The sequence below is a fragment of the Kribbella sp. NPDC003505 genome (assembly GCF_040610875.1).
Taxonomy (GTDB): domain Bacteria; phylum Actinomycetota; class Actinomycetes; order Propionibacteriales; family Kribbellaceae; genus Kribbella.
Genome location: NZ_JBEXNA010000018.1, coordinates 1 through 22,754 on the forward strand (window position 1 = coordinate 1; position 22,754 = coordinate 22,754).

At 69.5% G+C, this 22,754-nt stretch carries 24 protein-coding genes; 4 read left to right on the plus strand and 20 right to left on the minus strand.

Annotated features, from left to right (window positions below):
* Positions 1-1,823: 1,823 nt before the first annotated feature.
* From ABZX12_RS39880 to ABZX12_RS39890, 3 genes are all read right to left on the minus strand, one after another.
* A complete protein-coding gene (locus ABZX12_RS39880; RefSeq protein WP_355700673.1) occupies positions 1,824-2,141 on the minus strand; it encodes a hypothetical protein in 318 nt (105 codons plus the stop codon).
* 182 nt (positions 2,142-2,323) lie between these two features.
* On the minus strand, positions 2,324-2,959 hold the full coding sequence (locus ABZX12_RS39885) for a DnaJ domain-containing protein (protein WP_355700674.1): 636 nt from the start codon (positions 2,957-2,959) through the stop codon (positions 2,324-2,326).
* Positions 2,956-3,627 (minus strand): hypothetical protein, encoded by a 672-nt coding sequence (locus ABZX12_RS39890; RefSeq protein ID WP_355700675.1) that lies wholly within the window; start codon positions 3,625-3,627, stop codon positions 2,956-2,958. The genes ABZX12_RS39885 and ABZX12_RS39890 overlap by 4 nt, the downstream gene beginning before the upstream one ends.
* Positions 3,628-3,791: 164 nt before the next feature.
* Here ABZX12_RS39890 and ABZX12_RS39895 point away from each other — a divergent pair, with 164 nt between their 5' ends.
* Entirely contained in the window at positions 3,792-4,193 is a 402-nt protein-coding gene (locus ABZX12_RS39895) for an ester cyclase (protein WP_355700676.1), read from the plus strand.
* On the opposite strand, the gene ABZX12_RS39900 is transcribed toward ABZX12_RS39895, so the two are convergent.
* Positions 4,164-4,991, minus strand: a complete 828-nt coding sequence (locus ABZX12_RS39900) for a uracil-DNA glycosylase (RefSeq protein WP_355700677.1) — start codon at positions 4,989-4,991, stop codon at positions 4,164-4,166. The genes ABZX12_RS39895 and ABZX12_RS39900 overlap by 30 nt on opposite strands.
* Positions 4,992-5,066: 75 nt before the next feature.
* Entirely contained in the window at positions 5,067-6,491 is a 1,425-nt protein-coding gene (locus tag ABZX12_RS39905; protein ID WP_355700678.1) for an MFS transporter, read from the minus strand.
* A gap of 131 nt (positions 6,492-6,622) precedes the next feature.
* Between ABZX12_RS39905 and ABZX12_RS39910 the strand changes: the two genes are divergently transcribed.
* Positions 6,623-7,192: a helix-turn-helix domain-containing protein gene (locus ABZX12_RS39910; RefSeq protein ID WP_355700679.1), complete on the plus strand. Its 570-nt coding sequence runs from the start codon at positions 6,623-6,625 to the stop codon at positions 7,190-7,192.
* A gap of 4 nt (positions 7,193-7,196) precedes the next feature.
* Here ABZX12_RS39910 and ABZX12_RS39915 read toward each other — a convergent pair whose 3' ends face one another.
* The 13 genes from ABZX12_RS39915 to ABZX12_RS39975 form a co-directional block, all read right to left on the minus strand.
* Positions 7,197-7,598 (minus strand): type II toxin-antitoxin system VapC family toxin, encoded by a 402-nt coding sequence (locus ABZX12_RS39915; protein ID WP_355700680.1) that lies wholly within the window; start codon positions 7,596-7,598, stop codon positions 7,197-7,199.
* Positions 7,595-7,891: a type II toxin-antitoxin system prevent-host-death family antitoxin gene (locus ABZX12_RS39920; protein WP_355700681.1), complete on the minus strand. Its 297-nt coding sequence runs from the start codon at positions 7,889-7,891 to the stop codon at positions 7,595-7,597. Before ABZX12_RS39920 ends, ABZX12_RS39915 begins: the two co-directional genes overlap by 4 nt.
* 43 nt (positions 7,892-7,934) lie before the next feature.
* The gene (locus tag ABZX12_RS39925; RefSeq protein WP_355700682.1) at positions 7,935-8,822 is read right to left on the minus strand and encodes a Ppx/GppA phosphatase family protein; all 888 of its coding nucleotides are present in this window, start codon (positions 8,820-8,822) and stop codon (positions 7,935-7,937) included.
* Positions 8,823-8,844: 22 nt separating this feature from the next.
* Positions 8,845-9,315, minus strand: a complete 471-nt coding sequence (locus ABZX12_RS39930) for a DUF501 domain-containing protein (protein ID WP_355700826.1) — start codon at positions 9,313-9,315, stop codon at positions 8,845-8,847.
* Between the two features lie 2 nt (positions 9,316-9,317).
* Positions 9,318-9,923 carry a septum formation initiator family protein gene (locus ABZX12_RS39935; RefSeq protein WP_355700683.1) on the minus strand — a complete coding sequence of 202 codons (606 nt, stop codon included), beginning with the start codon at positions 9,921-9,923 and terminating at the stop codon, positions 9,318-9,320.
* Positions 9,924-9,954: 31 nt separating this feature from the next.
* Positions 9,955-11,235: a phosphopyruvate hydratase gene (gene eno / locus ABZX12_RS39940; RefSeq protein ID WP_355700684.1), complete on the minus strand. Its 1,281-nt coding sequence runs from the start codon at positions 11,233-11,235 to the stop codon at positions 9,955-9,957.
* Between the two features lie 60 nt (positions 11,236-11,295).
* Positions 11,296-11,820: an RNA 2'-phosphotransferase gene (locus tag ABZX12_RS39945; RefSeq protein ID WP_355700685.1), complete on the minus strand. Its 525-nt coding sequence runs from the start codon at positions 11,818-11,820 to the stop codon at positions 11,296-11,298.
* 12 nt (positions 11,821-11,832) lie between these two features.
* Positions 11,833-12,666: a phosphotransferase gene (locus tag ABZX12_RS39950; RefSeq protein ID WP_355700686.1), complete on the minus strand. Its 834-nt coding sequence runs from the start codon at positions 12,664-12,666 to the stop codon at positions 11,833-11,835.
* An 81-nt stretch (positions 12,667-12,747) separates the two neighbouring features.
* Positions 12,748-13,728 carry a MazG family protein gene (locus ABZX12_RS39955; protein ID WP_355700687.1) on the minus strand — a complete coding sequence of 327 codons (981 nt, stop codon included), beginning with the start codon at positions 13,726-13,728 and terminating at the stop codon, positions 12,748-12,750.
* A gap of 9 nt (positions 13,729-13,737) precedes the next feature.
* Positions 13,738-14,355 (minus strand): hypothetical protein, encoded by a 618-nt coding sequence (locus ABZX12_RS39960; RefSeq protein WP_355700688.1) that lies wholly within the window; start codon positions 14,353-14,355, stop codon positions 13,738-13,740.
* 28 nt (positions 14,356-14,383) lie between these two features.
* Entirely contained in the window at positions 14,384-18,013 is a 3,630-nt protein-coding gene (gene mfd / locus ABZX12_RS39965) for a transcription-repair coupling factor (protein ID WP_355700689.1), read from the minus strand.
* Positions 18,010-18,585: an aminoacyl-tRNA hydrolase gene (pth, locus tag ABZX12_RS39970; protein ID WP_355477158.1), complete on the minus strand. Its 576-nt coding sequence runs from the start codon at positions 18,583-18,585 to the stop codon at positions 18,010-18,012. The genes mfd and pth overlap by 4 nt, the downstream gene beginning before the upstream one ends.
* Positions 18,586-18,627: 42 nt before the next feature.
* The gene (locus ABZX12_RS39975) at positions 18,628-19,272 is read right to left on the minus strand and encodes a 50S ribosomal protein L25/general stress protein Ctc (RefSeq protein ID WP_355700690.1); all 645 of its coding nucleotides are present in this window, start codon (positions 19,270-19,272) and stop codon (positions 18,628-18,630) included.
* A 290-nt stretch (positions 19,273-19,562) separates the two neighbouring features.
* Here ABZX12_RS39975 and ABZX12_RS39980 point away from each other — a divergent pair, with 290 nt between their 5' ends.
* Positions 19,563-20,228, plus strand: coding sequence for a DUF3137 domain-containing protein (locus tag ABZX12_RS39980; RefSeq protein ID WP_355700691.1), 666 nt, complete (start codon positions 19,563-19,565; stop codon positions 20,226-20,228).
* Positions 20,229-20,330: 102 nt separating this feature from the next.
* On the opposite strand, the gene ABZX12_RS39985 is transcribed toward ABZX12_RS39980, so the two are convergent.
* On the minus strand, positions 20,331-21,092 hold the full coding sequence (locus ABZX12_RS39985) for a DUF1932 domain-containing protein (RefSeq protein ID WP_355700692.1): 762 nt from the start codon (positions 21,090-21,092) through the stop codon (positions 20,331-20,333).
* A gap of 132 nt (positions 21,093-21,224) precedes the next feature.
* On the opposite strand from ABZX12_RS39985, the gene ABZX12_RS39990 reads away from it, so the two are divergent.
* Positions 21,225-21,704: a hypothetical protein gene (locus ABZX12_RS39990; RefSeq protein ID WP_355700693.1), complete on the plus strand. Its 480-nt coding sequence runs from the start codon at positions 21,225-21,227 to the stop codon at positions 21,702-21,704.
* Positions 21,705-21,767: 63 nt separating this feature from the next.
* On the opposite strand, the gene ABZX12_RS39995 is transcribed toward ABZX12_RS39990, so the two are convergent.
* Positions 21,768-22,748, minus strand: coding sequence for a ribose-phosphate diphosphokinase (locus ABZX12_RS39995; protein WP_355700694.1), 981 nt, complete (start codon positions 22,746-22,748; stop codon positions 21,768-21,770).
* Positions 22,749-22,754 lie beyond the last annotated feature (6 nt).

The window sequence follows — 22,754 nt, forward strand, 5'->3', positions numbered from 1 at the left end:
TGATCAGCGCCCAGTCCTCCAAAGTGATCACTCTCCCATCGTCGAGTGCTCACTTTTCACCGCCGAAAGTGTTCAGTTTTCGAGCGCCGCCGACAGCATCGAACCGCAGTCGAGGTGCAACCATGCGGTACTCACGCGGGACAGGCCGGACAAACGGCGAATTTGTCCATGCCGTGGGAGCTGATCGCCTTGCCTACTTGTGTCTGGGGCTCGTTGCGTCACGGCCGTGACCCGGCCGCCGCATAGTCTGCGAAGACCGCGGCGCGGACATCACTTCGCATCACAGATGAGGAGTAGATGGCGCGAGACGACGTTCCTGATGAGGACCTCTGGCAGACGGTTAGCAGGGCATTCGACGGTGCCTCGGGTGGGCCGTTGGATCGGGCTGCCGCGTCGCGTCCTGCGCGTCTCACTCAGGATCAGCTGGTCGCGTGGGAGACGATCGAGGCAGCCCGCGAATCCGTTAACGCTGCGAGCCGTTCCTTCGCAGAGTTCCACCTGCCCGACGATGCTCAGCACGACGGCTTGCGAGGGGCGTTGGGCGACCGTGACACCGAGTGCCTCGTCGAGATCGCTCGTGGCTGGAAGGACAGCCTGAACTACGTACAGCGTCGGGCTGGGGCTGTGCTGGGTCACTTGGAACAGGCGTCGCGCGGGCTGAGTCACCGAGACGCCCCCGCCCATGGCATGGAAGAGATCAGGCCGTCCAGGCGCTGAGGAGGAGCACTGCCGGGGCGGTTCACACGTACGCGTCACTTGAGCCCTCGTGGGGTGGATGTCGTGTGCAACACTTCGAGCATGTTCAGGAGGCGGCGGACGGACCGGGGTGGACAGACGGACCGCACCTCTGGCGAAGAGGTTCAGACTGGTCTGCCGAGGACTGAGATCTTCGGTGTCACTACTGCTCCACGGCATGACGTCGCGAGTGGCGGCACCGGCCTGTACGAATTCTGGACCGCCGACGGTGTGCCGGTGTACCTGCACGACACCACTCTGGTCAGCATCGAACTGCGACCTCCCGAGCGGAGACTCATCGTTCGATTCGACTTTGGCAAGTCCCAATCGGCTCCAGCGGAAGCCGCTCGAACACCGATCATCGTGATGCGATCCAGTTCACCGCGGGGAGGCTGGCCGTCACACTGCAGCCCCGCCAGGCCTGACATGCGACCTGGTTGCTCTTGTGGTTGCAGTTCGAGGCCGCCGTCCGTCTTTGCGCCGTGCCCTTAAGGAGCAGGCCTCGGCCGCGAACTGCGGATACGGCTGCACTCTCTCCTCGTTCCGTTGGCTGGCCTCGACGAACGTTTGGGTGAGGACCTGTCCGGGGGCCAATGTGGCCAGACGTTCGAGCGTGAACTCGACGTGCCCTGTGTACCAGGAGTTGTCACGGGTCCAGCCGAATGCGACGTACCGAACGCCAGGCTGCAACTTCTCTGCCGGGCCGGCCAGACGCCATGACGCGGACGGCTTCGCAGTGTTGAGACTGGCGTGCATCGCGCTGGCGCGAGTCACCGGCGAAAGCGCGTCCCACTCCCCACTGACACCGAGGAATCGTCGTCGCCCGGGTCGGCGTCGGTTCGGTCGCGGTAGATCGTTGCCCCGTCGATGTGATCGTTGCAGAGCGCGAAGACGACGACCGGGAGACCCTCCCCGTCAACGCTGATCCCAGTCGAGCCCGGCGGGTGCGACAGTCTCACACCCGGTGAGGACCGCGACCGAAGTCAAGGCGAGCATGCCGTACGCCGAACTCACGAGCCAGCGAGGCCGGCAGGTCCATCGCACGCCAGACGTGTTCACGTGGCAAAACCTCGCATGCGCGCCCCACCTCAGGGGAACCCGTGGCCGAACTGCAACATCCGCACCCGCTGCGATCCGGTAGGCGGTGGATCGCTACCACACGGTAGTGGGGAGCACTGTTCCTCGATCTGTGTGATCGCTGCTCGATCCAGGTGCAGGGCGCTGCGGCTCGCCTCCATGAACCACAGCGCCTCGAAGGCGGCATGGTGCAGCCAGAATGACTCGTCGTCCTCGAGGATGGTTTGCCAGGGCGCGTTGTCGTCGTTCTCACGTTCGACGTACTCACCGGTGTGTTTGCGGGCCCCACAGCCAAACGCCCTGGTTCTCAACAACCAGTATCTGTACACCTCGGTCTTCCCAGGGCTGTGGGGGCACACGGTTGAACCTGAGGAGCGGCTTCACGAGGGCGGCACTGTCGGGCTGTCGGGCTGTCGGGCTCTGGCGCCGAACCAGAGTTCGACCCATTCATGAAGAGCGGCGGGCACGACCACATCATCTCCAAGCAGAGGCATCCGACGGACACCCGTGGTCAGAGTTTGGTGACGATGCCGCCGATGATGACCCAGACGAACAGGGTGATGTTGAGGAGGAGGGCCAGCCAGGCGATGGATTTGCCGCGTTGGCCGGACCATTGGATCTGGCGGAGCGCGGTGATGGACAGGTAGATGGAGACCGGGGAGCAGAACGGGACGGTGAGGAGTGCGGCGACGGCCTGGCGGCTCACGCCTGGGCGTCGGGGCTGGTACGCCGGGGCGGTGAACGGGTTGTTGTACGGCGGGGCCGTGTACGAGTCTTGGCGCGGCGGTGGCGTGTAGGGGTTCCGGCGCGGTGGGGAGTACGAATCCCGGTAGGTGGTACCGGCGCCGGTGGACCATTCGAAGGGGTCGTCGTCTGGCTCGCGGCGCGCGTCTTGCGTCGGCGCGGTTGGTGGTTTGGGGTCGAGGAGGAGGGCGTAGTCGGCGCGGCGGGCTGGGTCGGAGAGGATCTCGTAGGCCCGGTTCAGCTTGGCCTGTTGGGTGGCGTTGCCGCCGACGTCGGTGTGGTGGCTGCGGGACAGGCGGCGGTAGCTGCGTTTGATCTCTTCGGGGCCGGCGTCGCGGGCTACGCCCAGCAGCTTCCAGGGGTCGGCTCCGTCGAGGTCCCGGAAGTCCCGGCGGGAGCTCATCGAGCGACGTCCGCCTGGTAGCAGGTCAGGCGCCAGGACGCTTGCTGCGGGTCGGCACCGGTGGGCAGGGTGCGGTGGCCGGACGCGAACGTGACAGTCCGGTCGCCCGCGAGGTAGACCCACAGGTCGAGGTCTTCGTCGTTGCCGTAGTAGTAATACCGGTAGTGCTTGATGGCCTGCGACCCGAGGAACGGGGTCTGCAGACGCTGCTGCGCTTCCAGCGGCAGGTTGCCGAGCGTCCCCCGCATGTCCTGCGTGAGCTCGAGCTGCGGAGCGGGCGGCGAGGGCTCGTCCCGGCCGCGGGACACGAGCGAACGGAGACCGCCGCGCGGCCTCGACGGTTGCTGCTGTACGACGGCGTGCTTGATACTCCCCGGCACGAACGCGTCGATCCGCACGCTCTGCGTCCGCTGTCCCTGGTTGTTGACGCGCGGAGTGGTCACCGCCAGGCCCTGAGGCCCGAGCACGACGGCGTACGGGCGGTCGCGCTCGCGCTCGTGCAGGTCGGCCCACCACTCGATCGAGGGTCCGACCTTGCGCTCGACGTACGCCTTGACGTCGTCGTGGATCTCCGCCCACCAGTGGAACCGGTCCGGGCTGGGCACGAACCCCAGCGGACCTGCCTCGTGCGCGGCAGGCATCCGCGGCGCGGCCGGTGCGCGCTCCACGCCGCCACCAGCGGGCCTGTGCTCGGCCGGGCGTCCCCGAGAGTGCTCGGGCAGGTTGTCACGCGTCATAAGGGCAGCGGCGTGGGGCGGCATGCATAGTCGGCAGCTTCCAATACGCCCCGTACCCAGGTCAACTCTGGTGCCGGCACAGGACAATGACCTTCATGGACCACGCGGAGTTCTACCGGCGCTATATCGAGCACTGCAACGAGCGGCAATGGGACGAGCTCGGCGCTTTCGTCGCGGAGAACGTGCAGGTGAACGGGGTCACCGAAGGGCTCGAGAGCTATGCCGCCGGTCTGCGGGACGTGGTCGAGGCCTTCCCCGATTTCCGCTGGGAGGTGCAGGAGCTCGTGGTCGAGGCCGACGTGCTCGCGGCCCGCCTCACCAACTCGGGCACCCACCGCGGCACGTTCGAAGGCGTCTCGGCGACCGGACGGCGGGTCGCCACCACGGAGCTGGCGATGTACCACCTCGACAGCGGGAAGATCACCAAAGCGTGGGGCGATCTGGGCTCAACCATCCGCAACGAGCTGCTATCGGGCGAGGGCTTTCGCGCGGAGTAGGACAGCGTCGAGCATCTCTTCGGTGAGCTTGCCGGTGAAGGTGTTCTGCTGGCTGGGGTGGAAGCATCCGAGGACGCTGACTTCGCCTTGTGGGGTTGAAATCCGGTACTCGACCGCGTGGCCGAACTTCGGCCGCGGCCGCGGTACGTCGGCGCCGAGCGCGACCAGTGCGGCGAGCAGGGCGTCGTACGCGAACTTGCCGAGGCAGACGATCGACCTCGTGGCTGGAAGGACCAGCTCGAGCTCGCGCCGGTACCACGGGGCGCAGGTGTCGCGCTCGACCGGCGTGGGTTTGTTGGCGGGTGGGGCGCAGCGAACCGCGGCGATCATGCGCGTGCCGATGAGGTGCAGCCCGTCCCCGGCGTGTTCGCTCGTGGGCTGGTTGGCGAGGCCGACGCGATGCAGGCTGGCGAACAGCCAGTCGCCCGAGCGGTCGCCGGTGAAGACGCGGCCGGTGCGGTTCCCGCCGTTCGCGGCCGGCGCGAGACCGACGATCAGGATCCGCGGGTCGGCGACGCCCCAGCCCGCGATCGGCCGCCCCCAGTACGGCTGGTCCGCGAACGACTTCCGCTTGCCGACCGCAACGTCTTCGCGCCACTCGACCAGCCGTGGGCACGCCCGGCACACCGACACCCGCGCCTCGAGCTGCGCCAAATCGTCCGTCGCCGCGAGCCGCACCACCTCCGACGCATCCCGCGCCACCGGAGTACGGCGCGCAGCGGGATCCTCCGGCCACCCGCTCCCCGGCGGCACCGGGCTGTCGAACAACTCCCCCGTCAACGGATGCGGAAGCTTCATCCGGACAGCCTAGAGGGCCGGGCCGGGGAGGATATTCCGCCCGATTCGGCACCCGATCCTCCCCGACCCGGATGGTCAGGCGGCCAGCTGCTCGACAGGTTGTGGAGCGGGGGCGGCCGGCGTACGGCGGTGGCTCGGGATGGCCAGGGCGAGTACGACGGCCGCGGCCGCGAAGGCCGACAGGAGGAGGAAGGTGTCGGTGAAGCCGGACTCGGCGGGGAGGCCGGAGGGCTGGATGTGGCCGGTGATGATGGAGCTGGCCAGCGCCGTGCCGATCGAGCCGCCGATGGTGCGGATGTTGGCGTTCATGCCGGTGGCCGCGCCGGTCTGTTCGCGGGGGACGTTCTGCACGATCAGGCTGGTCATGGCCGCGTAGGCGAGGCCGAGCCCGACACCGAACAGGGCCGTCGAGACCGCCACCTGCCACTGCGCCGCGTGGAACTCGGCGAACATCAGCGCCGCGACCAGGCTCAGCGCCGATCCGGACACCACCTGCGCCTTGGCGCTGAACCGCGCCGCGAGCGGACCGCTCACCGACCCGGTGATTGCCATCGTCACCAGCATCGGCAGCATCAGCAGCCCGGCCTGCGTCACGCTCGCGCCGAAGCCGAACCCGGCCGCCTTGGGGATCTGCAGGAACTGCGGCACGAACGCGTACACCGCGAACATTGCCGCCCCGAACAGCAACGCCACCAGGTTCGTCGTCCAGACCGCCGGGCGGCGCATCATCCGCATGTCGATCAGCGGGTTCCGCGAGCGCAGTTCGACCATGATCCAGCCGGCGAACAACACGACGGCCAGCCCGAAGAGCCCCGTCGTACGCAACGAGCCCCAGCCCCACGACCGGCCCGTGCTCAGCGGGAGCAGGAGTGCAATCAGCCAGCCGGACAGGAACGCTGCGGCCAGCCAGTCGATCCGGCCGGGGACACGGTTCGGCGACTCCGGGACGTAGCGCCGGACCAGCAGCGTCGAGACCGCGACGACCGCCATCGGGATCCAGAACAGCCAGCGCCAGCCGAGCCACTCCACGATCGGCCCGGCGAGCACGATCCCCAGTCCGCCGCCGGCCGCGATGATCGCGGACACCACGCCGACCACCGACGGCACCCGCTCGGCCGGGAACTCGTCCCGGATGATCCCGAACGACAGCGGGAAGACGGCGCCGCCGACGCCCTGGAAGACCCGGGCGGCGATCAGTACGCCGACGTTCGGCGCGAGCGCGGCGATCAGGCAGCCGACCGCGAGCGCGATCAGCGCGACGAACAACGTGCGCTCCTTGCCGACCATGTCGCCGATCCGGCCGAGCAGCGGTGTTGCGACCGAGACCGAGAGCAGAAGCGCGGTGAAGACCCAGGTGACCGTGCCGGGGGTGGTGTGCAGGTCGTGCTGGATGACGGGCAGCGCCGGGCTCACCAGCGACTGCAACATCGAGAACGAGGCGACGACCGTGGCGAGCACCGCCAAGGTCACGCGGGGGTTTCCAGACCTGATGACAGGCATGCAGAAAGTCCTTCGAAAGGGGTGTGTGCGCCACACAGAGGGGCGCGAGATCTCCCCGGCCTGGTAAAGTCGAGGTATGCCTCCACTATAGCGGAGGGATGCCTCCGCTATCAACTGGCTAAGGTGATCGAATGGAGCAGAGCAGGCCTGTGTTGCAGGTCGACGTCCGGCGGCCGCAGCGGGCGGACGCGCGGCGCAACTTCGACGCACTGCTGGCCGCCGCCCGGGACGCGTTCGCGAGCAAGGGCGTCGGGGCGTCGCTCGAGGACATCGCCCGGCAGGCCGGCGTCGGGATCGGCACCCTCTACCGGAACTTCCCGGCCCGTCAGGACCTGCTGAACGCGGTCTACTTCGGCGAGATCGAGGAGCTGTGCCTCGCGGCGGAGCAGGCGGCCGACCTCCCGCCGTGGGAGGCGCTCACCACCTGGCTGCACCGCTTCGTCGGGTACGCCGCGACGAAACGCGCGATCTGGGAGTCGCTGAACCGGGAGGCCGACAGCTTCAAGGCGGCCCGCGAGGCGATGTACGCGGCGGGCGCACCGCTGTTCGAGCGCGCCCAGGAGGCGGGCGAGGCGCGTAACGACGTGTCGTTCGACGACCTGCTCCGCATGGTCAGCGGCCTGACCGCCGCCGGCTTCGTCGACCAGGCGCAGCGCGACCGCGTCCTCACCATCGCCCTGGACGGCGTCCGCGCCCGCTAACCGATCAGGCGCGCGGGCTGACGACCGCGAATCCGGCGTCGCTGGCAGCCCCGGCAAGCCGATCGTCGTACGTCACCAAGCCCGTGAGGTCCTGCCCCAACACCCGGGCGGTCGCAAGGTGTATCGCATCGAGCGACCGCAGCATGCGATCCGGCTCGTTCATCGCGGCATCCACGATGTCGTCGTCGATGCTGATGAAGTCGAACGCGAGCAGCAGGTCCCGCGCATCCGGCAACAGGGCCGGAAAGACCCGCGCGACCGCGCGCATCACTTCGATCCGCAGCAACGCCGAACTGACCCACGTCGCACTCGTGGCCTCGTCGTAGAAGGCCGCAAACGCCTTCGAGTGCGTTTCCTCCACCAGCAACTTCAGGGCGGCGGAGGTATCGACGTAATAGAGCGTCACCAACGCTCCTCGTCGCGCAGCGCGGCGAGGGAATCGCTCAGCCGGTCGGTGCCGTCGGCTGCCCGCATGCGCGGCCGGTACCCGGGCCGCACCGCCTGACGGACCCGCCCCTCCGCAGTGAGTCGATCCAGCACCGGAGTCGCATCACGCTCCTCCACTGGCACGATCCGCGCCACCAGGCGCCCGTACTCGGTCACATCAACCGTCTCGCCGTGCCGGACACGAGCCAGCACCTCACTGGTGTGGTGCCGCAACTCGCGCAGGCCAACGGCATGCTCGTTAACCATCGCCATGCACTCAAAGTAGCACAATTTTGTTGCACATCTGAGGGCTGGATCAGGCGAGCGAGAGGGCTACGCCGTCGAGGATGTCGTGTTCGGAGACGGTGAGGGTGTCGACGGGGAGGCGGTCGACGAGGCGTTGCAGGATGAGGGCGCCGGCGCCGATGACGTCGACCCGGCCGGGATGGATCGAATGGACGGCCGCCCGGGCCGCTCGGGTCGAGGTGGTCAGCCACGTGGCGGTGTCGCGGAGCTGAGTCGCGCTGAGGCGGGCGCGGTGGACGGCGTCGCGGTCGTACTCCGGAAGGTTCAGGGCGACCGCAGCGACAGTGGTCGCCGTACCCGCGACGGCGATCAGGGCCCGCGCGTCGGCCAGTGGGACCTTGGTGCCGGCGAGCAGGGCGTCGATGTCCTGGGTGATCGCGGCCAGCTCGGGCGCGGAGGTCGGGTCGGTGGTGACGTGGCGTTCGGTGAGGCGGACGGAGCCGATGTCGAGGGACTCGGCGGCGATGACGCCGGTCGCGTCGCCGAGGACGAGCTCTGTGGAGCCGCCGCCGATGTCGGCCACCAGGTACGGCGCGGGCAGGTCGAGCGACGTGGTGGCCCCGCGGAAGCTCAATTCGGCTTCTTCGGTGCCGGTGATGATCTCGGGTCGTACGCCGAGGCGCTCCTCGATGCCGGCTGCGAACGTGTCCCGGTTGCTGACGTCACGGGCCGCGGAAGTCGCCACGAAGCGGAGCCTGCTGACGGCCTGGGACTGGATGACAGCTGCGAAGTCTTCGGCGGCCCGGAAGACCCGGGCCAGCGCCTCCGGCGCGAACGCGCCCGTCGCGTCCACGCCCTGACCGAGCCGGACGATCGCCATCCGGCGGTCGACCTCGACCAGTTGACCGTCGACGAGGTCGGCGATCAGCAACCGGATCGAATTGGTCCCGCAGTCCACCGCCGCAACCCGCACACCGCCGTCAGACACAGGGGCCCCGGCGGCCCCAGTCCTCCAGGGCTTCGAGGGCCTCGTCGCCCAGCGGGTTGACGCCCGGGCCTGCCGCCAGGGAGTGGCCGACCAGGACGTGCAGGCACTTGACGCGGTTCGGCATGCCGCCGGCGGTGATCCCGGCGATCTCCTCGACGTGTTCGATCGACTCGCGGTGCGCGAGGTACGACTCGTGAGCCGCGCGGTACCGGGCGGCCAGCTCCTCGTCGGACTCCAGCCGGTCGGTCATCTCCTTCATCAGGCCGGAGGACTCGAGCGTGCCGATCGCGGACGCGAGCCGCGGGCACGTCACGTAGTACGTGGTGGGGAACGGCGTACCGTCCGGGAGCCGCGGCTCGGTCTCGACCACGTCGGGCAGGCCGCAACTGCAGCGATGGGCGATCGACCGGATCCCGCGGGCCGTGCGGCCGAGCTGCTTGCTGACCGCTTCCTCGTCCGACATGCTCACCGGGTCGCCTCGGGGGTCGGTGTGAGGATCGTCGACGGCGTCGGCTTGGCGGGAGCCGGAGTGGCCGGCGCCGGCGGCGTGCCCGCGCCCTCGACGCTCCCCCACAGCTTGGTGTACCAGGTCGGCTTCTGCGCGTCCGTCGTACCGTCCGAGGGCGCGGACGGCTCCGGCGGGGCACCGACCGGCTTGCCGTCCGCGCCGATCACGCGGTACCCGACCTCGCCGGGCATCACCCATCCGAGTCGTTGCCGGGCCTGCGCCTTCACATAGGCGTCGTCGCCCCAGCGGGCGATCTCGTCGTTCAGCTCGGCGACCCGCTTCTCCCGGTCGCGGATCTCCTGCTGCAGCGCGCTGACCTGCTGGTGCTGGTCGAACCAGACCCGCAGGCTCTGCGCGTACGACACGATCAACGCGCCCAGCACCAGCAGTACGACGGCCGCGCGCCCGGTCAGGTTGCGCGACCCGCGGGTCCTGGCCGGCTCGGCCGCGGTCCCCGCCGTACGGCGTTTGGGCTGGTCGCCCCGCCGGGCCGGTGGGCGCGACTGGGTCCGGCTCGACGGACGCGAGCCGGGTCGTGCACCGGAATCCCGACGGGACGACATAGCTGAACCTCCGCAGAAATCAGACGCAGTATCAGCCCTGGAAGCGCGGGAAGGCCGAGCGACCGGCGTACGTCGCCGCGTCGTCGAGCTCCTCCTCGATCCGGAGCAGCTGGTTGTACTTGGCGGTGCGGTCGGACCGGGCCGGGGCGCCGGACTTGATCTGGCCGCAGTTCGTCGCGACCGCGAGGTCGGCGATCGTGGTGTCCTCGGTCTCGCCGGAACGGTGGCTCATCATGCAGGTGAAGCCGTTGCGGTGGGCCAGGTCGACCGCGTCCAGGGTCTCGGTCAGCGAGCCGATCTGGTTCACCTTGACCAGCAGGCTGTTCGCCGACTTCTCGGTGATGCCGCGCTGCAGGCGCTCGACGTTGGTGACGAACAGGTCGTCGCCGACCAGCTGGATCTTGCTGCCGAGCTCACCGGTGATGGCCTTCCAGCCGTCCCAGTCCTCCTCGTTCAGCGGGTCCTCGATCGAGACGATCGGGTACGACGCGACCAGGTCGGCGTAGTAGGCGATCATCTCGTCGGCGGACTTCTTGCCGCCCTCGAACGCGTACACGCCGTCGGTGAAGAACTCGCTCGCGGCCACGTCCATCGCCAGCGCGATGTCCTTGCCGAGCTGCAGGCCGGCCTTCTCGACCGCGACCGCGATCAGGTCCAGGGCGGCCCGGTTGCTGTCCAGGTTCGGCGCGAAGCCGCCCTCGTCGCCGAGGCCGGTGGACAGGCCGCGCTCCTTCAGCACCGCCTTCAGCGCGTGGTAGACGCCCGCACCCTGCATCAGCGCCTCGCCGTACGTCGCGGCGCCGATCGGGGCGATCATGAACTCCTGGACGTCGACGTTGCTGTCCGCGTGCGCGCCGCCGTTGAGGATGTTCATCATCGGCACCGGCAGGACGTGCGCGTTCGGGCCGCCGACGTAGCGGAACAGCGGCAGGCCGGAGCTGTCCGCCGCGGCCTTCGCGACCGCCAGGCTGACGCCGAGGATGGCGTTCGCGCCCAGCTTGGCCTTGTTCGGGGTACCGTCCAGGTCGAGGAGCGCGTGGTCGATCAGGCGCTGCTCGTGGACGTCGTACCCGACGATCTCCTTGTCGATGTCCTCGAGGATCGCGGTGACGGCCTTCTGCACGCCCTTGCCGCCGTAGCGGTCCTTGTCGCCGTCACGCAGCTCGACGGCCTCGAACTGGCCGGTGGACGCGCCCGACGGGACGGCCGCGCGGGCAATGGTGTCGTCGTCGAGCAGAACCTCGACCTCGACAGTGGGGTTGCCGCGCGAGTCGAGGATCTCGCGCGCGCCGACGGCCTCGATGGTGGCCACATTGACTCCCAAGTTCTCGATGACGAATCGCTGCTGAGCCTAGTCCCCAGACCAGCAGGCTCAGTGGACCGCGTCGACCCTAACAATCGCATCAGGAGGTACCTCGCGCGTCAGTAACACTCCGTTGGGAGCCCGATAGACGGCGAGATCACCGCAATCCACGCCCAGCAAGACTTCTACTCTTGTCCGCCGCCCGACGTGGCTGTCCTTCGAGGGCGCCAGGTGGACGTGTGTACGCCGTCCCGCCCGCAATCCCTCACGCTGGATCGCCGCGAGGACGGCCCGATTCGTGCCGTGCCACAGCAGATCTGCCGGGTAAACCCGTTCCCAACTGTTCTCCAACGCTTCACGTGTCACCGGCATCCCGGCCAGCGAATGCCCCTGGCACGCCCGGATCCGCTCCCCGTCGACCTGCAGCCGCTGCTTGTCGTTCTCCCGCACCGCGACGTCCAGCCGCTCGCGGGTGAGCCCGAGAACCCGCAGTACGTCGGGAATCGCGGCCCACCCGTCCGCACTCATCGTGAGGTCGTGTTCACCCGCGGTGTGACGGAGCAGGCGGGAGATCGCTCTGCTGTCGCGGCTCATGACAGAAAAGTACTAGTGGCCGAAGGAGCGGCGGGCGTCGGCCAGACCCTTGTGATTGTCTTCGGGGCCGGAAATACCGGTCAGGAGGTTGTTGGTGATCCGCCACGCGAAGTAGCCGGCCTGGACCGCGTAGCGGACGCGCAGGAAGGTGTTCAGGCCGCGCTCGACCTCGTCGGTCAGGTCGGGGCGCAGGCGGAGGTACGCCGGTACGACAGGCTCACCGTTGTACATGCGGGCCGACGCGACGTCGTACAGGATCGGGCCCCGCATCGCGCTCCCCCAGTCGATCAGCGCGACCTGCCCGTCCGGCTGCCGCACGAACGCCTCGGCCGCCGGGTCGCCGTGCAGCCAGGACCAGGACAGCGGGCCGAGCGCGACAGCGTCGGCAATCGCCCCCTCCACCGCTGGACGGATCCAGGGCTCGAGGTCCAGACACTCGTCGAACGGCAGGAGGAACCGCAGCCAGTCGGCGAGTTCGCCACGATCGACGGCAGCGGCCGAGTGCACACGCCCGAGCAGGTCCCCGATGGCCGCGTGATCGGCCATGGTCAGCGGCACCCCGTCGACGTACTCCAGAACCGCGACCTGCCGGCCGTCGACGCACTCGACGTACCGGCCGTGCTTGCCGGCCCGCGGACGCCCGGTCCGGATCCCGGCATCGTCGAGCCGCGCCGCCAGCTGCAGCCCCGGCTCGAACGCCGAGTCGCCGGCCTCCACAGCCTTCAGTACCACCCGCCACTCGTCCGCGCACGCCAGCCAGACAGCGGAGTTCATCCCGCCCGTCAGCACCTCGACCCGCACCGGCTTCAGGTCCCAGTACTCCCGCAGTACCGCGGCAACATCCACCCGCGCAACCCTGCCAGCCGGGCCCGGCGCCGTACATCCGATTTCCGGACGACGAGGGCCCGGCGAACGGGCCGCAGTAGGTCAGGAGGACTCGGCGGCGCGGATCTCGGTGGCCAGCTCTTGTACGGCGACGCGGAGGGACTGCTCGGCGTCGATGCCGAGCCTGCGAGCCTCGCGAACGACGGCCAGCAGTTGGTGGCCGATGCGGTCGGCGTCCGAGTCGCCGGGCGTGGCGAACTCGGCCGGGAGGACCTTCGCGGCGCGGCCCAGGACCTTGTCGGCGAGCGCGAGGGCGGGGAGCGCCAGCGGGATGCCCTCGAGGACCGAGGAGCGCTGCTTCTCGGCGGCCTTGATGGATTCCCAGTTCGCCTCGACGGCGGCCGCGTCGGCGGCGTCGACCGTGCCGAAGACGTGCGGGTGGCGGCGGATCAGCTTCTCGACGATTCCGCCGGCGACGTCGTCGATCGAGAACCCCTCGTCGGCGGAGTCCTCCGCGACCCGGGAGTGGAACACGACCTGCAGCAGCAGATCGCCCAGTTCCTCCTGCAGATGCGAGAGGTCGCCGGTGTCGATCGCCTCGAGGGTCTCGTACGTCTCCTCGAGCAAGTACTTCGCCAGGCTCTCGTGCGTCTGCTCCTGGTCCCACGGGCAGTTGCGCCGCAGCCGGTCCATCACCCGGACCAGGTCGATCAGACGCGAACCCGGGACGTCGTACGAGCCGTGCAGGATCTCCACCGCGTACGACGGTTCGCGGACGAGCTCGTCGGACACGACGCGGAGCAGTCCCGGCTCGCCGTCGTCAGCGGTCAGCCAGACGACCTGGCGCCCGTCCGCGGCCGCTGACGACAGCCACGTCCACGCCGCGGAGACGCCGGCCTCGACCTGGGTGACGACGAGGCCGGAACCGATCACCGCCTGGACGTCGGGCCGGTCGGGGCCGCCGGCCGCGCCGATCTCGTCGGCGGCCTCGAGGGCCTGCCAGGTGGCGCGGGTGAGCAGCCCGGGGGCGACACGAGGGCTCGTGAGGACGACCTTGATCCCGCCCGCGGACTCGTCAGGCATGCGGCGTCGTCAGCCCTGGCCCTGCTGCTGGGCGGCCTCGGCGGCCTTGCGCTTCGCGGCGGTCTGGTCGGACTCCTGCGACAGCGACCCGGAGATCGTGGTGTCGAGCTTGCCGTTGGTCCACTGGCCGTAGCGCGGGGACACCGTGACCTTGATGTCCTTCGACGCCTCCTTGACCGCTTCCGACCCCGCCTGCAACTGCTGCTGCGCGTCGGCGGTGTCCAGCCGGCCGTTGCCGCCGGCGAGCTTCGCCGAGGTGACCGCACCGGCGGCGATCTCCTTCAGGAACGCGCTGCTCAGCGGGTCGGCCTGGAGCTTCTTGGTGACCTGGTCGTTGAACATCAGCGGGATCGCGGCCGCGACCTCGGCGTCGCTGACCGAGATCGACTTCTGCTGCCCGACCTGCGCGGTCAGCGCGTCGCTGACCATCTGGTTGACGATCGCCGGGACCGGCACGCTCTCGCCGACCGCCGCCGAGAACGCGCGGGCGGTGTCGTCGACGTGGCTGCTGCTGATCTCCGTCCCGCCGACCACGGCGGCCGCGCCCGGGTGGGTGCCCGCCGCACAACCACCGGTCAGCAGCACGATCGCCGCCACCGCACCGAGAGCCCGAAGCCGTGTGCTCACCGAATCTCCTCGCCAGTGTTTGTCAGTTTCACGCCGGCACCACAATAGGTTCGCCGATCACGTCGTCGATCAACCGGGTGCACCATTGCAGCAGATCCTGGTCGCGGAGCGGCTGCCCGCCGATCTGCCTGGTCGCAGGTCTCGGCACCAGAATGGTATGCAGTTGCGGCTTCACCAGACTCTTCGGGTACAGCCTGTTCAGCCGCAGCACCTTGGAGTCGGGCAGCTCGACCGGCCCGAACCGGATCAGGTTGCCCTGCAGCGTGACGTCGTGCAGCCCCGCCCGGCGGGCGTGGTTGCGGAACTTCGCCACCTCGATCAGGTTCAGCACCGCCTGCGGGATGTCGCCGTACCGGTCGTGCAACTCCTCGACCAGCTCGGCGATGCCCTCGTCGTCGCGGACCGCCGCCAGCCGCTGGTACATCTCCAGCCGCAGCCGCTGCGACGGGATGTAGTCGTGCGGCAGGTGCGCGTCGATCGGCAGCTCGATCTTGACCTCGGGCTCCTCGGCCTGGGTGTCGCCGCGGTACTCCGCGACCGCCTCGCCGACCAGCCGGACGTACAGGTCGAAGCCGACGTCCGCGATGTGCCCTGACTGCTCGCCGCCGAGCAGGTTGCCGGCACCGCGGATCTCCAGGTCCTTCATCGCGACCGCCATCCCGCCACCGAGGTCCGCGTGCTGCGCGATCGTCGCCAGCCGGTCGTGCGCGGTCTCGGTGAGCGGCTTCTCCGGCGGGAAGAAGAAGTACGCGTACGCCCGCTCGCGGCCGCGGCCGACCCGGCCGCGGAGCTGGTGCAGCTGGGACAGGCCGAGCAGGTCGGAGCGCTCGACGATCATCGTGTTCGCGTTCGAGATGTCGATCCCGGACTCGACGATCGTCGTACACACGATCACGTCCGAGCGCTTCTCCCAGAAGTCCTGGATGACCTGCTCGAGGGTGTGCTCGTTCATCTGGCCGTGCGCGACGCTGACCCGGGCCTCCGGCACCAGCTGGCGGATCCGGGCGGCGGCCTTCTCGATCGTGTTCACCCGGTTGTGGACGACGAAGACCTGGCCCTCGCGGAGCAGCTCGCGCCGGATCGCGGCGGTCACCTGATGCTCGTCGTACGCGCCGACGAAGGTCAGCACCGGGTGCCGCTCCTCGGGCGGGGTGGCGATCGTGGACATCTCGCGGATCCCGGTGATCGACATCTCCAGCGTCCGCGGGATCGGCGTCGCGGACATCGTCAGGACGTCGACCGCGGTCCGCAGCCGCTTCAGCTGCTCCTTGTGCTCGACGCCGAACCGCTGCTCCTCGTCGACGATGACCAGGCCGAGGTCCTTGAACTGCACCTCACCCGACAGCAGCCGGTGGGTACCGATCACGACGTCGATCGACCCGTCGGCGAGGCCGTCCATGGTGGCCTTCGACTCCTTGTCGGTCTGGAACCGCGACAGCGGCGCCACATTCACCGGGAACGCGGCGTACCGCTCGGCGAAGGTCGCGTAGTGCTGCTGCACGAGCAGCGTCGTCGGCACGAGTACGGCGACCTGCTTGCCGTCCTGCACCGCCTTGAACGCGGCCCGCACGGCGATCTCGGTCTTGCCGTAGCCGACGTCGCCGCAGACGATCCGGTCCATCGGCGTGATGCGCTCCATGTCGTGCTTCACGTCGTCGATGGTGGCGAGCTGGTCGGGGGTCTCCACGAACGGGAACGCGTCCTCGAGCTCGCGCTGCCACGGGGTGTCCTTGGCGAACGCGTGCCCCTTGGTCGCCTGGCGCGCGGCGTACAGCTTGATCAGCTCGCCGGCGATCTGCCGGACCGCCTTCCGGGCGCGGCCCTTGCGCTTGGCCCAGTCGCCGCCGCCCATCTTGTCCAGGGACGGCTGTTCGCCGCCGACGTACCTGGTGACCTGGTCGAGCTGGTCGGTCGGCACGTACAGCCGGTCGCCGGGCTGGCCGCGCTTGCTCGGCGCGAACTCGATCACGACGTACTCGCGGGTGGCCTTCTGGGATCCGGTGCCGACGGTCCGCTGCATCATCTCGACGTACCGGCCGACGCCGTGCTGCTCGTGCACGACGTGGTCGCCGGGCTGCAGCTCCAGCGGGTCGATCGTCTTCTTGCGACGCGACGGCATCCGTTGCTGGGAACGGCGTTCGGCCGCCGAGCGCTGGCCGGACAGGTCGTTCTCGGTGAGCACCGCGAACTTGATGCCGTCAGCAACGAAACCCTGCTCGAGCTGGCCCTGCGAGATCAGCACGACCCCGGGCTCGGGGATCTCCTCGATCCCTTCGACCACCCGAGCCGGCAGCTCGGCCTCGGAGAACAGCTCTGCGAGTCGCTGCGCGGGACCGTGACCTTCGGTGACGCAGACGACCCGCCAGCCGTCCCGCAGCCAGCCGCGGATGTCCTCGGTCGCCGCGGCGGTCTCACCGCGGTACGGGTCGACCTCGTGGGCAGCCAGGATCCGGCTGGTGACCGCACCGGCCTCGGTGTCGATGTCGAACGCGACCCGCTCGCCCATCGAGTCCCGCAGCTCGGGCTGGTCGGTCGGCGCGGCCGCGAACGGCGACAGGCTCCACCACGCCAGGCCCCTGCCGAGCGCCTGCGACCGGACGTCGCCGAGCGACATGTACGCCGCCGCGCCCAGGTCGATCGGGGCCTCGCCGCCACCAGCGGCCGCGGCCCACGACGCCTCCAGGAACTCCTGGCTGGTCGCGACCAGGTCGTGGGCCCGCGCCCGGACCCGCTCCGGGTCGCTGACGACCACGTGCGTCCCGGCGGGCATCAGGTCGACGAGCAGCTCCATGTCGTCGACGAGCACCGGAGCCAGCGACTCCATGCCCTCGACCGCGTGCCCTTCGGCGAGCTTCTCGAACAGCTCGGCCAGCTCGGGGTGTTCCTTCGCCAGGACGGCGGCCCGGGCGCGGACCTCGTCGGTGAGCAGCAGCTCGCGGCACGGCGGCGCCCACAGGCCGTGCTCGGCAATCTCGAGCGAGCGCTGGTCGGCGACCGCGAAGTACCGGATCTCCTCGACGTCGTCGCCGAAGAAGTCCACCCGCAGCGGGTGCTCCTCGGTCGGCGGGAAGACGTCGATGATGCCGCCGCGGACCGCGAACTCGCCGCGCCGCTCGACCAGGTCGACCCGGTGGTACGCCGCACCGGCGAGCCGCTCGACGACGTCCTCGAGCTCGACCGTGTCGCCGACGTGCAGCTGGACCGGCTTCAGGTCCGCGAGGCCGGCGACCTGCGGCTGCAGGACGGATCGCACCGGCGCGACCAGGATCTTGATCGGGCCGGTCGTCTCGTCGGAAGGATCCGGGTGCACGAGCCGGCGCAGCACGGCCAGCCGCCGGCCGACGGTGTCGGACCGCGGGCTGAGGCGCTCGTGCGGGAGGGTCTCCCAGGCCGGGTAGTACGCGACGGTGCCGGGCTCCTCGACGAGGCACTGCAGAGCCTCGGTGAGCTCCTCGGCCTCGCGGAAGGTGGCGGTGACGGCCAGCACCGGCCGGCCGGCGCCGTTCTGCGCCGCGGCGATCGCGGCGAGCAGGACCGGGCGCACCGGCGTCGGCGCGCTCAGGTCGAGCGTCGTGACCCCGTCGTTGCGGGCGTCACGGACGGCCTCGGACACCACCGGATCGGTGATCAGGGTGTCGACCAGACCGCTGAGCTTCACGAGTTGTACTTCCCTTGGGTGGACTCGAGGCCGTCGGTGAGCAGCGACTCGACCGCGTCCGCGGTCCGGTCGACGGCGAACGGAAGGTCCTTGCGTTCGGCCGCGGAGAACTCGTTGAGGACGAAGTCGGCGGGCGCCTGCCGGCCCGGCGGACGACCCACACCGAACCGGACTCGATAGTACTCACCGGTGCCAAGCGACTTCCGCAGCGATTTCAGCCCGTTGTGGCCGTTGTCCCCGCCGCCGAACTTGCACCGCAGGACACCGAAGTCGATGTCCAGCTCGTCGTGCACGACGAGCAGGTTGGCCGGATCCAGCTTGAAGAACTTCAGCAGCCCGGAGACCGGGCCGCCGGACTCGTTCATGTACGAACGGGGCTTGGCCAGCACCGCCCGCAGGCCGCTGATCCGGGTCTCGATCACCTCGGCCTTGACCTGCTTGCTCTGCTTCCACTTCGCACCCGACCGGGCGGCCAGCTCGTCGGCGACCAGGTGCCCGATGTTGTGCCGGGTCCGGGCATACGAAGGGCCGGGATTCCCCAGTCCGACGACCAACCACACGTCGTCCGCCACGGATCCCGGCCCTCCCGAAGATGTCTGGTGCTGCGGCAGAGGTTACTCGGCCGCGGCGGCCACCGGCTCCTCGGCCGCGGTCGGCTCGTCGCGCTCGATGCCCGCCTCGGCCTCGGCCTCGGCCAGCTCGCCCTCGACCTGCTCGGCGGTCGGCTGCGCGGTGACGTTGACGATCAGCGTGTCGGGCTCGATCGCCAGCGTGGAACCGGACGGCAGGGTCAGGTCGGACGCGTGGATCTGGGCGCCGATCTCCAGGCCCTCGATGGAGACCACGATGCTCTCCGGGATGTGCGTCGCCTCGGCCTCGACCAGGACCGTGGCGTGCTCGGTGACGACCAGCGCATCGGACGCGGCCTCACCCTCGAGGTGCACCGCGACCTCGACCTGGACCTTCTCGCCGCGGCGGACGATCACCAGGTCGACGTGCTCGATGAAGCCCTTCAGCGGGTCGCGCTGGACCTGCTTCGGCAGCGCCAGGTGCGACTCGCCGCCCTCGACCTCGATCATCAGCAGGGCGTTGGCGGTCTTCAGGGCCAGCATGGTGTCGTGACCAGGCAGCGTGATGTGCACCGGGTCGGTGCCGTGGCCGTACAGGACGGCAGGGACCTTGTTGTCCCGGCGGATTCGGCGGGCAGCACCCTTGCCGAACTCGTTGCGCGCTTCGGCTTGGATCTTGACCTCGGCCACGAGATGACACTCCTCAAAAGCGTTGCGGTGATCTGTTGACTGGATGAAACTCGGCTGCGGCCTCAGCGGGCGCCTGCTGACCCCGAGAAGGTGTCAGGCAACGAACCACCGCGTCGATCACGGAGCCACGCCCAACAGTTCTCGGGGGGCGTCCCTCGCCGAGGCAACCAAAACAGTCTACCCACGAGCCTGCCCAGACGGGAAATCGGTCCTGCAAGGGCACTTTGCTCCGGCGACGGCGAGGTTCCCGGTGACCCGTTGCCGCACCCGATCTTCGGTACGTTGCCGAGGTGATCGCGCCGTTCGCCGTCCTGAGTCTGCTGCTCCCGCTGCTGTTCCTTGCCGGCGTGCTCGGCCTGGTCGTGTGGACCCAGCGCCGGCGGCGGGCCCGGCGGTTGCAGCGAGCCGCGGAGGTGGCGTCCGTCGGGTGGTATCCGGTTCCGCCCAGCCCGTGGCTGCTGCAGATCGCGGCGAACCTGTTCCGCGAGGGTCAGCCGGGTGAGGCATACGCCGGCGAGTACCTCGGCCGCGGCATGTGCGTGCTGGATTACACCTATGTCACCAGCAATGGGAAAACGCAGCAGACGCACACCGTGAACCTGGTCGCCCTGACGCTGCCCGTGGGGCTGCCACCGCTCACGGTCATGCACGAATCAGGGCTGCGGCGGATGTTCCGCGGGCGCGATCTCGAGTTGGAGAACGAGCAGTTCAACGACCGGTTCCGGGTGGAATGCGACGACGACCGGTACGGCTCAGCCCTGATGCATCCCCGGATGATGGAGTGCGTGCTGGTCAATCCCGGCCTCGAATGGCAGATCGCCGGCAACGCGTTCGTCTCCTGGAGCGCCGGCGGTTTCGCCGTACCGGACGTCTTCGCCCGCCTCGACGCGATGACCCGCCTGATCGACCTCATCCCGCCGTTCGTCCTGCGCGACTACGGTCAGCCGACCTACTGAGCGGCCCTCGTGTAGGTCGACCTGGGAGTGCAATCCCGCTTTGAGCACCCATCAACCATTTCGGACGCCGCGAACTGGTTGGTGGGGGCTCAAGGTCATGCCCTAAGTGAGCTTGGTCCAGACCTGGCGGAGGGCTCGGGCCGCGTCGCCTTCGAGGCCGGCGGCGTCCAGGGTCTCGGCGAGTTCGTCGAACTCGGGGCCCCAGCGCCACGCAACGCTGCGGAGCTGCTCGGGCAGTCCCGGATCCTTCAAGGACCCGGCGTCCGCCCGGGTGTGCTGCGCGATCAGCGCGTCGGTCACGCCGTGCTTGTCCGCCAACTGGAACGCGAGCACCGCCAGCGCTGCCTTGCCCTTGTTGTAGAGCGCGTACGACGACTTGGCCGCGCTCGCCGCGCCCGGTTCGGCGCCGACCACCATCGGCGTGACCGCCGTACCGGCCCACAACCCCGCCGCGGTCTCGGCCTCCGCCCCGGACAACATCAGATGCGTCGGACTCGCCCCGCCCGTGGGCGGCGGCCCGACCACGCCAGCGTCGACGAACCTCGCCTCGGGTACGGCGGAGCGCGCCTCCTCCAGCGACGCCGGGGACAGCGGGTTCGCCTCGACGTACAGACCGCTGAAGCCCGCACCGCCGACCTGCCGGGCGATGTCGACGGCGCCCTGCGGCGCGCAGGAGCAGAGGATCGCCTCCGCGGCCCCGACCGCCTCGGCGAACGGCGTACCGATCAGACCGGCCTCGTCGGCCCGCGCCTTGCTGGCGGCACTGCGGCCGTCCGGCACCCAGTGCACCTCGTGACCGGCGACAACCAGCTGCGCAGCGAGTTTCGAGCCCATGGCTCCCGGGTGGAACACGGTGATCCGCATGCGGCGTCCGATCCTCGATCCGGTCAGTTACCGCCCAACCTATGTCAGTCACCGTCCCCGGCGAACCGTTGTCACATCGCCGTGCCCGGGTGCAGCGTGGACAGGAACAGCGGTTCTCAGGGGGAGGGTTTCATGAGCGAGAACGCGATCGGGCGCCGGCAGGCGCTGAGGGGTGCGGGGATGGCAGCAGGAGGTGTCGCCGTCGCCGGTCTGGCGGCGACCACACCGGCGATGGCCGACAGCGGCGGAGGGTTGCTGGGAAGCTGGATCTGCACGCGGCAGGACGACGGATCGGCCGACAAGGTCCGTCTGGTACTGAGTTTCGCTGGCGGCGGGGTGATCGTGTCGCACGACATCAGCCCGGCGGGGCCGCCTTTCACCGGGACCTGGGCATCGCACGGGAAGTCGTTCCGGCTGACGATGTGGACCGGGATCGCCGGTGAACAGGGGCCGGAATCGGTCGGGCCGACGATCCGCGTGCAGGCCTGGGGCTCGGTGTCCCACGGCACGATCACGGCGAAGTACCGCTTCACCGTGTTCGCACCGGGCAGCCTCAGCCAGGTTGTGGACTCCGGCACCGGAAAGCTGAGCGGACGCCGGATCACCGCCTGACCGGCGCCGGCACTGCTGGGACGCGGCGGCACGGCTGGACGCCGCCGCGTCGGGAGGTCGCGGTCAGGCGCGGCCGTCGAACAGGCTGGTGACCGAGCCGTCCTCGAAGACCTCGCGGATGGCCCGGCTGATCAGCGGCGCGATCGACAGCTCGGTGAGCTTGTCGAAGCGGCGCTCCTCGGCGATCGGAAGCGTGTTGGTGACGATCACCTCGCTGGCCTGGCAGTTCTTCAGCCGGTCCACCGCCGGGCCGGACAGGATCGCGTGCGTGGCCGCGATCACCACGCCGGCGGCGCCCTCGGCGTACAGCGCGTCGGCCGCCTTGGTGATCGTGCCGGCGGTGTCGATCATGTCGTCGACCAGGATGCAGACCCGGCCCTTGACCTCACCGACGACCCGGTTCGCGACGGTCTCGTTCGGACGCTCGATGTCGCGGGTCTTGTGGATGAACGCCAGCGGCGCGTTGTTCAGCCGCGCCGACCACTGCTCGGCGACCTTGATCCGGCCGGCGTCCGGCGACACCACGGCCAGTTGCTGGTCGCCGTACTTGTCCGCGACGTACGAGCTGAGGATCGGCAGCGCCATCAGGTGGTCCACCGGGCCGTCGAAGAAGCCCTGGATCTGCGAGGTGTGCAGGTCCACGCAGATCAGCCGGTTCGCGCCCGCGGTCTTGAACAGGTCGGCCATCAGCCGGGCCGAGATCGGTTCCCGGCCGCGGTGCTTCTTGTCCTGCCGGGCGTACCCGTAGAACGGGAGCACCACGGTGATCCGCTTGGCCGACGCCCGCTTCAGCGCGTCGACCATGATCAGCTGCTCCATGATCCACTCGTTGATCGGCGAGGTGTGGCTCTGGATCACGAACGCGTCACTGCCCCGGACCGACTCCTCGAACCGGACGTAGATCTCGCCGTTGGCGAAGTCGTACGCCTGGGTCGGCACCAGACCGGACCCGAGCTCGGTGGCCACCTCCTCGGCGAGACCGGGATGCGCCCGGCCGGAGAAAACCATCAGGTTCTTCTCGGTGGTTCGTTTCATCCCGCTCATCGCCCG